General features: G+C 42.4%; 11 protein-coding genes and 1 pseudogene. 3 read left to right on the top strand and 9 right to left on the bottom strand.

Going from position 1 to position 13,672, the window contains the following annotated elements:
• Positions 1-269 precede the first annotated feature (269 nt).
• A complete protein-coding gene (locus AC50X8_RS09665; RefSeq protein WP_494879520.1) occupies positions 270-2,270 on the top strand; it encodes an acyltransferase family protein in 2,001 nt (666 codons plus the stop codon).
• A 116-nt stretch (positions 2,271-2,386) separates the two neighbouring features.
• Here AC50X8_RS09665 and AC50X8_RS09670 read toward each other — a convergent pair whose 3' ends face one another.
• The 3 genes from AC50X8_RS09670 to AC50X8_RS09680 all read right to left on the bottom strand — a co-directional run bounded on the left by AC50X8_RS09670 (position 2,387) and on the right by AC50X8_RS09680 (position 7,695).
• Positions 2,387-3,877: an RtcB family protein gene (locus tag AC50X8_RS09670; RefSeq protein WP_494879522.1), complete on the bottom strand. Its 1,491-nt coding sequence runs from the start codon at positions 3,875-3,877 to the stop codon at positions 2,387-2,389.
• Between the two features lie 139 nt (positions 3,878-4,016).
• The gene (locus AC50X8_RS09675) at positions 4,017-5,987 is read right to left on the bottom strand and encodes a hypothetical protein (protein WP_494879523.1); all 1,971 of its coding nucleotides are present in this window, start codon (positions 5,985-5,987) and stop codon (positions 4,017-4,019) included.
• A complete protein-coding gene (locus AC50X8_RS09680; RefSeq protein WP_494879525.1) occupies positions 5,962-7,695 on the bottom strand; it encodes a WD40 repeat domain-containing protein in 1,734 nt (577 codons plus the stop codon). Before AC50X8_RS09680 ends, AC50X8_RS09675 begins: the two co-directional genes overlap by 26 nt.
• 237 nt (positions 7,696-7,932) lie before the next feature.
• On the opposite strand from AC50X8_RS09680, the gene AC50X8_RS09685 reads away from it, so the two are divergent.
• A complete protein-coding gene (locus tag AC50X8_RS09685) occupies positions 7,933-8,961 on the top strand; it encodes a DUF3829 domain-containing protein (protein ID WP_494879526.1) in 1,029 nt (342 codons plus the stop codon).
• A 91-nt stretch (positions 8,962-9,052) separates the two neighbouring features.
• Positions 9,053-9,274, top strand: a pseudogene (locus AC50X8_RS09690) (transposase); the annotation flags it as partial.
• A gap of 166 nt (positions 9,275-9,440) precedes the next feature.
• On the opposite strand, the gene AC50X8_RS09695 reads toward AC50X8_RS09690, so the two are convergent.
• The 6 genes from AC50X8_RS09695 to AC50X8_RS09720 all read right to left on the bottom strand — a co-directional run bounded on the left by AC50X8_RS09695 (position 9,441) and on the right by AC50X8_RS09720 (position 13,647).
• Positions 9,441-10,658 (bottom strand): glycoside hydrolase family 5 protein, encoded by a 1,218-nt coding sequence (locus AC50X8_RS09695; protein ID WP_494879527.1) that lies wholly within the window; start codon positions 10,656-10,658, stop codon positions 9,441-9,443.
• Between the two features lie 433 nt (positions 10,659-11,091).
• Entirely contained in the window at positions 11,092-11,481 is a 390-nt protein-coding gene (locus AC50X8_RS09700) for a hypothetical protein (protein ID WP_056041181.1), read from the bottom strand.
• A 378-nt stretch (positions 11,482-11,859) separates the two neighbouring features.
• Positions 11,860-12,306, bottom strand: a complete 447-nt coding sequence (locus tag AC50X8_RS09705) for an oxidoreductase (protein WP_494879529.1) — start codon at positions 12,304-12,306, stop codon at positions 11,860-11,862.
• Positions 12,307-12,337: 31 nt separating this feature from the next.
• On the bottom strand, positions 12,338-12,793 hold the full coding sequence (locus AC50X8_RS09710) for an SRPBCC family protein (protein WP_494879530.1): 456 nt from the start codon (positions 12,791-12,793) through the stop codon (positions 12,338-12,340).
• A 31-nt stretch (positions 12,794-12,824) separates the two neighbouring features.
• Positions 12,825-13,256, bottom strand: coding sequence for a DUF1801 domain-containing protein (locus AC50X8_RS09715; RefSeq protein ID WP_494879532.1), 432 nt, complete (start codon positions 13,254-13,256; stop codon positions 12,825-12,827).
• 10 nt (positions 13,257-13,266) lie between these two features.
• Positions 13,267-13,647 (bottom strand): VOC family protein, encoded by a 381-nt coding sequence (locus tag AC50X8_RS09720; RefSeq protein ID WP_494879533.1) that lies wholly within the window; start codon positions 13,645-13,647, stop codon positions 13,267-13,269.
• Positions 13,648-13,672: the final 25 nt, after the last annotated feature.

Below are 13,672 nucleotides of genomic sequence, written 5' to 3' on the forward strand. Positions count from 1 at the left end.
CCTCCTGCTTCGTAGGTGGTGTAATAAACATTATGATTCTGTCTTCTTAATACCCTTCATCCACCAAAACGAATCTTATGTCTAAATAGTTGCATGGTAAAAGAACATAATTTCAATACCTGATTTGTAACTTTTTATCCTTTGCATTTTTTTATAATCATTATGATAATAAAGGTTACAGCCCTCATTCGATTCAAATGTTGTGCAACAAAATTAGACATAGGCAGGTAAGAGGCAAAATGGACAACCGCAGGCAGTCACAAGGACATATGGCACGAAATGTAGACGAGCAATCAGGAAACAAAACGTACAGGGCTGGGCTTGACGGAATCAGAGCAATCGCCGTAATTGCGGTTATTGTGTATCATCTTCATCCCGGATGGATGCCGGGCGGACTGCTCGGCGTAGGCATCTTTTTTGTCCTATCCGGTTATTTGATTACTAGTATATTAATGCATGAGCTAGAACGACATGGAAAAATAGATTTGAAAGCTTTTTGGACCCGCAGGGCAAAAAGACTGCTTCCCGGCATGCTGTTTATGATCGCGGTCACCGGAGCAGCGACCTTGCTGTTTGCTTATCCGCATTGGTCTCCTTTTTTAACCGATTTGCCAGGCGTACTGCTATATGTGAGCAATTGGTGGCTCATTTTACATAACGTTTCTTATTTCGAAAGCTTTGGCCCCGCCTCGCCGCTCGGCCATTTATGGTCGCTTGCTGTAGAAGAACAGTTTTATTTGGTGTGGCCGCTTATGCTCTTATTCGGTCTGCGATTTTTGAAGCGGCGCCGTGCGCTGCTGCTAGGCATACTTGCACTGGCTGCCCTTTCGGCTGCTGCTATGGCTTGGCTTTACCAGCCTGACAGCGATCCTAGCCGTGTTTATTATGGAACCGATACACGTATGTTCGGCCTGTTAATAGGGGCGGCGCTAGCTTTGATATGGCCTTTTCATAAGCTTAAACCACGCGTATCCAATGAAGCGCGGCTTACGCTGGATATCATTGGAGGAACGGCACTGCTCCTAACGCTGCTAGCTTTTTGGTATACGAACGAATATCAGCCCTTCTTATATTTGGGGGGCATGCTGCTGCTGTCCGTTGTGTCCATGCTGCTCATTATGACAGCGGCGCATCCAGCCAGCCGAATTGGCCGTTTGCTTTCGATTCCGCCGCTACGGTTTATCGGCGTTCGCTCTTACGGGCTATATTTATGGCATTATCCGGTCGTTATTTTGACGGGCCCAGCTGTTGATACGGGTGAAGTTTCGGTTATGCGCCTAAGCCTGCAAGTTGTGTTGATGCTTGTGCTTGCCACCGTATCCTATAAATATGTTGAGCAGCCCCTTCGTCACGGAAGCATTAGTAAGCTGTGCAAGCAATTCCCCAGTTGGATGGCCGCCCATTCCTATCGAAGAGCCTTTATCGCTTTCTTCAGCGTCTGCTTAGTCGTCACGATGTCGTATGCGCTCCGAATGGATGGGTTAGCGTCGATCTGGAGCAATAAACCGTTCTCACATGTTCAGGCGTCGGGTAATTATGCCGCGGGGAATGCCGATGGTTCGGAGACGGAGCCCGCTGGGCAAGGGAGCTCTGGGGCTGGTACGGGCGTTGCACCGAGCGAGCCCAGCACGGGCGCACCCGAGCAGAAGCCGTCGCCAAGCGGGGAGCCAAGTGCAGTGGCAAGCCCGGAAGGAAGCGGCGAAGCGATCACCCATGCAAGCACCGAGCCGAGCCCGTCTGTTAAACCGAGCGAGTCGGGTGAGGACGGAGTCAAGCGGGCGCCTGAGCATGAGGAGCAGCCTCCACAAGCTGAATCGAAGGTAACCGCAATTGGCGATTCCGTCATGCTCGACATTCAGAGCGCTTTGGAAAAACTCGTTCCGGGCATAGCGGTAGACGGTCAAATTGGCCGACAAATGTCCCAAGCTCCGCCTATCCTTGAGCAGCTCCAGAAAAACGGCAAGCTTGGCGACACCGTTATTATAGAGCTGGGAACGAATGGCGCTTTTGCAAGCAAGCAGCTTGCGCGAATTTCCGAGCTGCTTAAGGACCATAAAAAAATTATTTTAGTGAATACACGTGTTCCCCGTCCATGGGAGCAAATCGTCAACGATGCTCTAGCCAAAGCAACTAAAGATAATAAGAATATGGTACTTGTTGACTGGCACGCTGCCAGCTCGGGGAAAGACGACTATTTTTCACAGGATGGTGTTCATCTGACGACAAAAGGGGCAAAAGTGCTGGCTGCGCTGATTGCTCGAGCTGTTTAAAGCTTGGATTTGCAGCACATGCAACATCTTGTAACGCCTCGTAACATCTTGTAACATTAAAAAACCGCTTGTCATTGTCATAAGACATTTGACAGGCGGTTTTTTGTGACTCAAAATTAACCTTTAATCGTTAAAATCGGTTCAACCTCGGCTACGACTTGGGCCATGCCGTGTTCTTCATGGGATTCAATAATGGCATTGATATCCTTGTAGGCATAAGGAGCTTCTTTCTTTAATTCCTCTTCCCACTTCTTCAAAATATCCGGCCTCGACTTAATATCGTTGCGGTTCGGATCAATCGGCGTAACCACATTAAACTTGGCAATAAATTCACGAAATAAAGCATCATCCACCTTGATCGAGTCGCCTCGGGAAAGACTTCTGCCCGCACCGTGGCTGGCACTGAACAGACTATCCCGATTGCCGAGTCCTGCAAGGATATAGCTTTTTGCACCCATCGATCCCGGGATGAATACAGGCTCCCCCGTATATTGGAAAGGCGTATTCATCATTTGTTCTGCCGACTTTGCAGTACAGGCCCCTTTGCGGTGGATAAAACCCGCGCTGCCATCAATCGTTTCTTCCCAAACAAAATTATGCGGCGCATCGTACAGCAATTTATAATCGAACGACTTCAAGCTTTGATGCAATGCTTTTTGCAGCATGAGTCCCAAAAACAAGCGATTCGCAAAAGCAAAATTAGCCGCATTATGAAGGAGGTTCCAATAACGCTTCCATTGCAGCGCATAGCGCTCAGATTGCGGCAGCACATAGATGCCATTGCTCGGATGCTTTAATGATGCAGGATAAATGTCTTTCAGCATTTCCTTTATATTTACACCTGCATGATGTCCAATGGATACGGAGCCTGTGTGAATCATCACGACCACTTGGCCGTGCTTAATGTTCCACTCGTTAGCCAAGGCATGATTGCGAATATTTACTACCTTTTGTATCTCGACAAAATGGTTCCCGCCGCCAATGGAGCCAATCTGGCTGTCATAGGAAAGCTCTGAGCTGCCCAGAAAGCTGTCGAGTCCGTCTACTTCGCCTGCAATGAACGAGCCGGAACGATTGACTCTGGCAAGGTCTTGCTCTTGCTGCCTCGCATCATAAAAATCCCACAGTCCCTGGCGACTGCTCCCTTGCTGCGATGCCAAAACACCCACTAAGCCTTCTTTGAAAATCGCTTCGCGCTGCGATCTTGTCATCGGGATGTTACGGCCGCCTTCGAAGAAAATGTGGCGAATGTCGGCTTCAATTTTTTTGAGATTAGAACGAATGTCGTCCTCCTGAAGCGAGGTCGTATACAGCCGCATGCCGCAGTTAATATCGTTGCCTACAGCTTGGGGAATGACGAAGCCTTTGGTCAGTAGGGTTGTGCCAATTGGGATGCCGCTTCCTTTATGGAAATCCGGCGTAATCGCAACTTCTTCGATCTTGGCATCCGCATTGGAAAAATAGCCGGTCTGCTGCTGCTTCAGCATTTCGACCGATTCATTTACCGTTAGGAGCTGGTCCAGCTCTGCCAACGCATTTTTCTCAAGCTTTATATCGTCATTAATGAAAAATCGTACAGGTACATGGCTGCTATTTTTAATTTTCAATCAAGAACCATCCTTTTCATTCGTTGGTTTATTTTTATTATTGAGCATTTGAATGTTTTCGACAGAAATGCATAACATGGCTGCTCACCCTTTCGTTGTTGATTTATTTAATGTTGTATGATTGATTCTAGAGTTATTATTATAAAGAAAATTTCTCCCGTTTCAATGCTTCTACATAACTGATCATCGGTTCTTTCTCCATCAGATGGATTAAATCAATGATCTTTTTCTCCATAACGGCTAATTCATTCTCATTCCTAAACAATTCCATAAACGGATCATACAGACATGGATTTTTCATAGCTTCAGGGTTTCGATTATCTACTAAAGACGCCCACTGTAAGTAGCTTTCACAAATCCATTGTACCAGAGTACGCTCCACCCGTATCATATCCGGACACAAAGAAAATACATTTGGCGAGTAATCTATATTAAGCTCCTTTGCCTTAAACAAAAAAGCAGGTGCTGCTCCTACATTTTCAATCCACCAACTCAACGAATTCCCGTTAAAATGAGAGAGTTCCCCTTTTTTCTCACCCCAATGGATTTTGCCGATTTTCCTTACGGCATGTCCTAAATACCGTTTTTTGTAGGTACCAATCGTATTGCTGTAGACATCAATCGGATGTTTCGCAGCCATAGACTGCCACCCGGATTGATGAAAAGCATAGGTGCCAACATCAATAAAACCATGCTCTTTTCTGAAACATCCCCCTAAAATATAAAACATAAGCAGAGGCTCGTATATTGGATACACCTGTGCCGCCACTTCATTTCCCTCTTCCGCCAGCTTCATATACAATAACGTGTACTTGCAAGCCCTTTGAGCATGGGTAAGTTTCATTTGCTTCAATTGAGGATACCAATCCTCAGCCGTAAGCTCATAGCTAATTCCTGCCGCTTCGTAAGGATGAAAGTAAAGGGGATGCGATTTAATTCCCATCGTTTCACTAAACTGAACCAAACGACGAAAATATTCACTGACATACAGCATATCAACATCGCTTTCCGCTACCGTTCGTCTTCCTGTATCTTCTGCTTCCTCTAATCTCGTAAGATAGGATATGAGCTTTAATATACTTTCATCGCCCTGTTTAATGGCAAAATCCACCAAGTCTGCATCATAATCGGTAAGGGGTATAGTGAGCACAGGAAGTTTATTTAGAAAATCAGACATCGGCTGTCTTAGCATGAATTCTTTTTCGCCTAAATAGCTCAAATATATATCTTCCGGCCCCTCCACCTGTTTGATTTGGATTCGGGAGTAATCACAGGTGTTGTACAGCTGATGATTAAAATAATACCGCTCTCTTACATTATCAATTTCGGCACTTTTCGCTTCGATGTTATAATAGCAATGGAACGGAAAACCTTGAATGGACAGACAACTATTATTGTACAATCTTTGTAAATCCACTGTATTCGCCACATATGCGTTGGCATTCCCGAGCCTTTCTTTATCATATTCATGAATAAAAATGTTGCCATCGCTGCTTTTCCACCACTTGATATATGCTCCACTCGCTTCTTTTATTTCAGTAAGTCCTAATTCATTATCTAAGAGCCATCTTGAAATATCAGAATCGTATACTGTTTTTACAAGCCATTGCTTTTGCTTTTGCAATAACCCATATTTAACAGCCTCACTCTCCAAAAACTCCTGAACGCTGTCTGCTAAAATGGAATAGGTACCCTGAATATAACGATATAGCTTGCCATCCTTACCTATGAAGTCACCGCCATCACGATAATCATAATAAATACATTCCACTAAATGCTGTCCCTTATCATATAGGTGTTTGGGATACCTATTACCATTTGGTTCATTTCCTAATACATTAAATGTAGTACCTTGATACGCTATCGATCCGAAATTATATCTAAGTCCCCCATATTGCTCTTGAAAATCCAGTAAAGCCGCGAATACAGGGATACCATGCTGTTGAAGGCTCTTTGCCAGCGTCGTTCTATCGGTTATCGTTCTTCTATGATAGCACTGCGCAACAAACTCTTCGGCTAAGCCAGACAAGCGATTTAACTGATTCATACAAGGATCATCCCTTTCTTCCAGGCGCATATCCGCCTTAGACCAACCGAATTTTCGTTTCAAAGCTTATCGCTGCTCGGCTCGCCGAACCACAGATGGATACACTATTGAAAACCATAAAACGGGAATACGACCACTCATAAGGAGAAAATTTATTGATTAAGACCGCTGTGCTATACTTCCTGATTTCAACGTCAGGCGAGTTGTACACCCATACTTCATCCATTTCCATGTTTACAACGATTTCTTCTACAACAGGTCGGGAACACTCAAACATTATTTCCGCCTCGCTTTGCCCTTCTCTCCATTTCCGCAGCACAGCAGGGGTATAACTTTTATATTCGGCAAAAACAACTGTGTCTTGAGCATCTATATGCAAAGCACAACAATCCTTATTGACCTCTAGCTGCAGCGTCTCCACACGCATTCCAGCGTTAAGATGTACACGCTTAATTGAACGATGTTTTGTCGCATAAACTAATCTGCTGCTATCGGCTGTAAACGCAATTGCACGAATCATTCCCATATGAGAAGGAAGCCCCAGCCACAAAAAATCATCCTGTTTAAATATCACCTGTGCGCTAGCCAACTGCCATACGGCGATCGTTTCACCAAATACGGCAACAGCAAGCCGCTGCTCATCGGGACTAATCTGAATAGCAGCAATTTTTTGTTTTTCATAAGTATGCTGCAGCATAACCTTGCTGGTGCTTAAATCGATCACATAAAATGTTTTATAATATTCAGGGATAGGATAACCATCATCTCCTTGTGGATCGTAACTGCCGGCTGTCGGAACAATGACTAAATAGCTTCCTTTTGGACTAAAAAAGACGTGGGTGTATTCCTCATAATAGGCATTGCGCTCCAGTTGCTCCCAATCCAGACCTGGATATAAAAACTCAGTATGCAGTCTTCTCTTGGCGACATCATAAAGCTTCACAATACCGACACCCAGCCCAACCGCAAGATAACGAGAGTCCGGGCTAAAAGCAAGGCAAACCTCTTCCGCCTTCTCCTCACGGTAAAGTGGCACATTATCCTCAAACGAGACAATCTCTGCTCCATCTTCAGCATTCAGAAGCTTGAGAATACCATCTCTGTACATAACAGCAAGCATCGTGCCTTGTGAATTATGTTGGAGCTCTATAATCCAGACATTTTCCTTCTCGCCGATTTCTATAAAGACTTGATGCTCTTTGCGAGGCTCTTTGGCATGAAGCAGCATTCGCTGCTCTATTTGTTTACGTAGTTCATCTACCTTTCTTGTAAAAGATGAAGGTGCAGTTTCCGGAAGCTCCTTCAGCCTATTAAGAGCATCTACAACATTATTTTCGCGATAATGTGACTGTGCCAAATAATACAGCGCCTGCCCTTTCAAATCTGCAGGCAGAGAATTTTCATAGATCAACCAACCCAACGAACGAACAATCTCATACTGATTCTGATCAGCATCAAACGCCGGTATAATCCCCTGTATAAACTGCAGCAACTGATCCGTCTCTTTATTCAGGCCAAAACGTTCCTGTCCGTTCACTGCATGCTGCCGCAGCAAAGACGTGACTTGCTTCGCCTCAGCCACCTCCCCGGTGTGCAACAGAGCTTCTATGTATATGTATATTTTACGAAAATTCAAATACCATTCTTCCTTCGGACTTAAAAAAGCTCTGCTGAACTCAGAAGAAGGGGTAAGCAATTTTATTGCGTCCTCGTATCTGCCATCTTCATTATAAGCAGCAGCATGAGTGACGATTTCCTTTAAATGCTTCACTTATACCTTCCTTTCACGAAATAGGTTTGCAACCATATGGACCATACTTTAATATAATCGGCTTTTACGTGGGATTTTTTCACTATAATAGTTTACCATTGAAGATCAGTATTCAATTTTATTCAAATATAAATAACCCCATAAATAAATTCACTATTTTTATTATCAATGTATTAACAAATATGAGTTTATCGCCGATAAACAACAAGTAAATACACATAAAGGGAGAAATAAAGAATGAGTAGATTTATGGTTATTGGTTTGGTTATAGCAATTATGACGATGACAGCCTGCAGCCCGCTTTCTGAAGCAATAGGAACAGAAGGTACAAGCGGTTCTGCTGTGAATGCTTCAGCGGAGCAAGAACTCGAAACGAAGAAATACAATGCCTATATCGATTTGGCAAATACGATGAATGATGGATTGTTTGAAAAACTGCTGACTGTTTATGTACGCAAGTTCGGATTGGAACAAGAAATGGTTATCCCAAAAGGCTTCACTGAGTTTAACAGCAGTCCGTTTGGGCTGGATGCGGTTGACACAATGAATGAAACAATGAAATTGGCTTCAAGTGAACCTGCCTTCGGTGCGGTTGACGATTCTATAAAACAGCTGATTCCATATATGACGGACATTATGAAAACGCTAGATGAGGCTTTAGAGTATTATCAGGAGGGAACCTATAGGCAAGACGATTGGAAGCAAGGGAAGGCACTTCACGCTAAGCTATTCGAGCTGTATGGGCAATACGAAACATTGTCGGAGATATATTTCCAAGATTTAGAGAAATTAACAGAGCAGTCAAAGCTGGAGGAAATGGAAGCATTGAAAGCTTCAGACTACATGATTCGTTACTACGCAATGAGCTTATTAATGCGTGCCCAAAATATTCAAACCGCCTTCTATGAGAAAAATATTGGGGAAGATAACATTTTGGAGTTTGATGTGAAGGAATATGAGGAATTGCATCGCCTGCTGAATGAGGATATTCTTCAATTTAATGAGTATCTTAAGGATGATGAGCGTCGCAAGAAGGAAGGGTGGGCCTCGGCAGGGGGTTTCACTAGTTCGATTAAAGATGTACAGACAGCATCTGCGGATATATTGGAGACACTCAAGACAGGTGACACGACAATAAATACTTTTACGAAAGGCTCTGTCATGGCCGGAACTGGAAAAAATGATATTTTTGCAACCTATAGCAATAAGGTTTCATTTCTCGTTAGCGGCTATAATACAAGTATAAGCTTGCAGGTATACAATTAAATAGAGCTTAGATAATTAGCTGCAGATAGAAACAGGCAGAGCACGGCGTAATTAGCCGAGCTCTGCCTGTTTGTGGGTCTATAGCCTACGCCGCAGCCGTTGGGCCATTGAAACCTTTTTCAAGTGGATGAAGCAGCACTTACAGATCAAGCATTTTTATGGGACGAGTGAGCACGCCGTTACCAACCAGATTTGGATCACACTCATCGCCTTCTGTTTGCTCGTGCTGGTGAAGCTGGAAACGAAGGTGAAACACAGCTTGCTACAACTCACGCGCTGGCTGACGAAGCTACTTGTAAAGGCCGAACATTAACGCCTACAAAAATATATAATTAAACTAAATGGAAAGGCTACCTTTGAGAGCTGTTCGACCTTTTTCGTTGTCTTGTTTATATCGGCTGTGGTTGTTTCTTTTTTTAAAACGACGCGCTCCTTTTGCAAGGAACACGCCAATTTCACCGATGAAGTTCAATGAGCAGTTATTGGATGCCTTGCATAATTGCATTAATAATGCCTTGCTGTGTTACGGTGTTGTTGGAACGATTGAACAGTGCAAATCCGTGCTGGCCATTGTAGCCGTTGTCCCAGTATACAGGAACCATTTTGTATGTCTTGGCGGTTGACGTAACGGCTTTGGCGAATGCTGCGCGGTACGCATTGTTTGTGGAATCATATGCGGTTTTGTCAATCGCGCCAAATTCGCCAATTACAGCAGGGTAGCCTTGAGTCACAAACTTATTATAAACAGAATTGAACTGCGCGTTCAGGTAATCCTCCTGTCCCCAAGTAGACTTTTTGGAAGGATTCGTCGCAGTCGCTCCCCATTGCGTGATATTGCCGTTTTCCTCGCCTGCAAAATCCCAAGGGGAATAATAGTGCACCGAAATCATAATCCTTTTCTCCGAGATAGGGATTGTGGAGGATCTGTACGTGTCCGTTGGGAGGACGAAGCCATAATTGCCAACCGTATAGTCAATATTCGTATTCCAGCCTGGAATCAGCAACCATCTGGCACTGTTATTGCCCCCGGTCTTTCGGACTGTATCTACGAAAATTTGATTGTATGCATTAAGATTAGCGTAGTATGCAGAATTCGGATTCCCGTAAGTACCGTCAAACACTTCATTCATCGATTCGAAAATAAGCCGCTCGTCATAGTTGATAAACTTATTAGCAATTTGCTGCCAAACACGTTCATATTTCTCCTTGATGGCAGCCTGATTTCCGCTATTTACCAGTAACCATCCACCCTGGATGGAATTAAAGCCATCGCCATGAATATTAATAACAACATATAGACCTTCATTGTAAGCATAGTCCACGACCGTTTTCACTCGGTCCAGCCATGCGGTATTAATCGTATAGTTGGGAGCGCTTCCAATATGGTTCAAGTAGGAGACGGGGATGCGAATCGTCTTGAAGCCTGCTGCCTTCACCTTTTTGATCAGCTCCGTTGTAATGACAGGATTGCCCCAAGCTGTCTCGCTTGGTGTACCGTTCACCGTCGCCTCAAGCTGATTGCCCAAGTTCCATCCTGCTCCCATCTCGGGAACGATTTGCGAAGCCTGCAATGACCTAAAATCGGATGTAATGGGTGTTGCTGCCGATACTTGAGCACTCCATCCCGTAAAAACCATTGTAGTCAGCAAAACAAAAGCTAAACTGCAAACGCCGTATTTCTTCATTTTTGCGAGCATGTCTAAACCTCCGCTAATGTTATTTGGTTGCGCAACAAGCAGAACAGATACCATAATTACTCATAGTCAACGATATAAAAATCCCCGCCCTCCCTTCTTCATCAGTCCAGCTTGCGTTGTAAGCAAGGATCGGCTCTTACAGGCATGGCCAACCAAAGGAAACAACTGTCTCCCTTCTCATTACGTAACATATTATTGGATAATAAGGATGTGTATTCCTATTTTTTATCTATATGGTTACAAGTACGTTGATCCGAAAATGAGTCTTCAAGCAAAGTGCTCATATAAAACAAAAAAAGCAGAAACCCCTGTGTGACAAGGCTTCCTGCTTTTTTGGATTTATTATTTTGATTATATCTAAATATACGTTCTCTGACTTGGGCACGGCCAAAAGTTAGCAAGGCTTGTTTTAATTCGTTTATCAATCGTATGCTTACCTCGCCTCTATATAAGATTGCTTCATCGTTAGACGGTTTAATAACGCTTCTCCAGCGGACTTAAACACTCTATTTTTCTCCAAAAATTGTTCCACTTCGGATAACTTTGCGGGTCTATATCCTACGCTACAACCGCAAGAGTGATAAGTAAATCCATTACGATATAAAATCTCTACTTTCATCCATTGTTTAATATCATCTTTTTTAGGAGCTTGGAAATCATGCCCCATATCCTTCATGATTTCGCTGCATTGCGGACATTTATATTCTCTATTCCCTATTTCGGCTTTGCTAAGTTCTTGATCGGATGTTTGCTTGAATACTTTTCTACAGCTAAAACAAGCATAGATATCTTTATAGGGTCCATACATGGCGTATCTGCACATAATAATTACCTTCCTTCAAAATTATAATTCCCTTAGTAATAATTCATCTATTAACTGTTTACTGTCCTTTATGATTAAAGTTTGATTGGGCCGATCAGGATTCCAGCCCGCTTTCAAACCGTAATCAATTAAAACAGATCTAATTAATGGCTAGTAAAGATTTATATAATAGCATTCTTTCCAATCAAAAATGATCTCAATGAATGAATTTCGATGTTTGCCAGAGTAAGCTCGAAACACGACATCATATGATCTTTCGTTTACCATACCTATGAACAAACGATGATGTACAATAATAGAGATTAATTTTTTTCTAAATACCTTCATGTTCAACTCCAGTTAAATATATATTTTGTCCCGTATCTACTAAACAAAATATCATTGAATTCCTGCAGTCCCAAAAGTATCATTAATGGCTTTCTCATATTTATCCCACTTGAAGTAATAAGGCCCTAGTTGAATACGTTGATTGTCCGGTTCTTTTCTGAAGTCTTTCCATATAACAATATCATCTTCCCTTTCAATTCTAACAGATATAAAACCACACTCTTCATCCCCGCACCAAGGGCAGACTAGTATGGGGTATCTTGAATACATATATTCATGCTCTTTTTTCAATAGAAAATAATCAATCATTTGCCTCTGGTTCTCTTCGCTTCCCCAACCTAGAGCTGGAACCATATCATGCTTTTTGAGCATTTGGTAGAGTGATCTTCCATCAATAAGGATATCAGCAAATTTGGTGTTTTTATTTCCATCCTGATCAGGATCATATTCATCAAAGCGACTTGACGGTCTAGTTTGTAGGTCATTTATTGGTTTCATGTTTTCTCCTTGCTACTTGCACAGATTTCACCTAACGTTGTTCGATCCATATCTTTAATTGTTGATTCCGATGCTCCAAAAACTTTTGCATATACTTCTTAAGTATCAGTCTTTCAACTGCTTTTCCAAGCATTCCAAATGGGGCTTCAAAATACAGCGTATCCGTCATTATAGTCTTATTACCTAGTTGTTTGAATTCGTGCACATGCCTTAAGCTCTTAAACGCTCCCTTTTGCATGTCATCGACAAATAAAACAGGTTCTTGATATTCCGTCATTTTCGAGGTCAGCCTTTGCCTCACTAAGAAATGAGTAGCTTCAAAAGTTACGGTTTGGCCTAATCCGATCGTCTCTGAGGCAACTTCCATAATGGCTTTTTCTTTTGTGTGTTTCCAGACTGTTTTTGTGTGTACGTCTATATCTCTTGCTAAGTCAAAACAAACCTGAATAGGAGCAGAAATCTCAATCTGAGTCTTAACTATAATCAAATGATTTCCGCCCTTTCTGTTCTTTGCTTGTTCAAATATCTTTTGTCGCTTCTATCCATTTGGTTGCCACTTCTATTAATTTATTTCGTTTATCTTTAAAATCATTGGCAGATGTAATATGGATGGTTGCTCTATCACCTGTAACCCAATCCAAAAGTTCGGTTTCATCTTTAAAGAGTGGCCCATTATTCTCGTATATTGTTTTCTTGGAACCACAATGAAAGACAAGGCGAAATCCTTCTTTCACCCGGAAGTTGAAGGTTATTCTATCTTGATTGTTCATGCAAAAACTCGGTGCATTCCATTTAATACGTGCTGTTATTTGATCATTTATACCTAAAATGATTTGGCGAACCTCTTCAATCTCTGTTTTTAAAGGATGCTCCAATTGCCCAAGATATTCTGATACTTGTTCATTGTCAGAAAGCTTTTTTGAATGACTGGCTCGAATATTTTTATCCATTGCCCACCCCTTATTGTTTGTTCCCAACAGCAATCCATCTTCTATCTATATCCTCAAATACAAATTCCTTATTGTTATAATCCGTCGTTGACAAAGGTCGAACGATCTTAACTCCTAATGTTCTAAACTCATTCTCCATTTCCTCTTGGTTATTTGTTATAAAATAAGCATCATATCCATAACCATGAATTTCTCGATTAGGTGCGATAACTTCTTTAGTCGATTTAGTTAAAACGATCTCTATTTGATCCCTATATAAACAAATATGCGGTTCCTCTGAATCAAGATAACGAACGGCTCTAAATCCAATCAATTCATAAAAGGCTGTTGTTTTGTTCATATCAGAGCTTGGAAAAATTTGAAGACAGTGCGTAAAGCCCTTAGTCGACATATATTTTCATCCTCTCCTGAAACCT

The sequence above is a fragment of the Paenibacillus sp. JT22N15 genome, assembly GCF_059383755.1.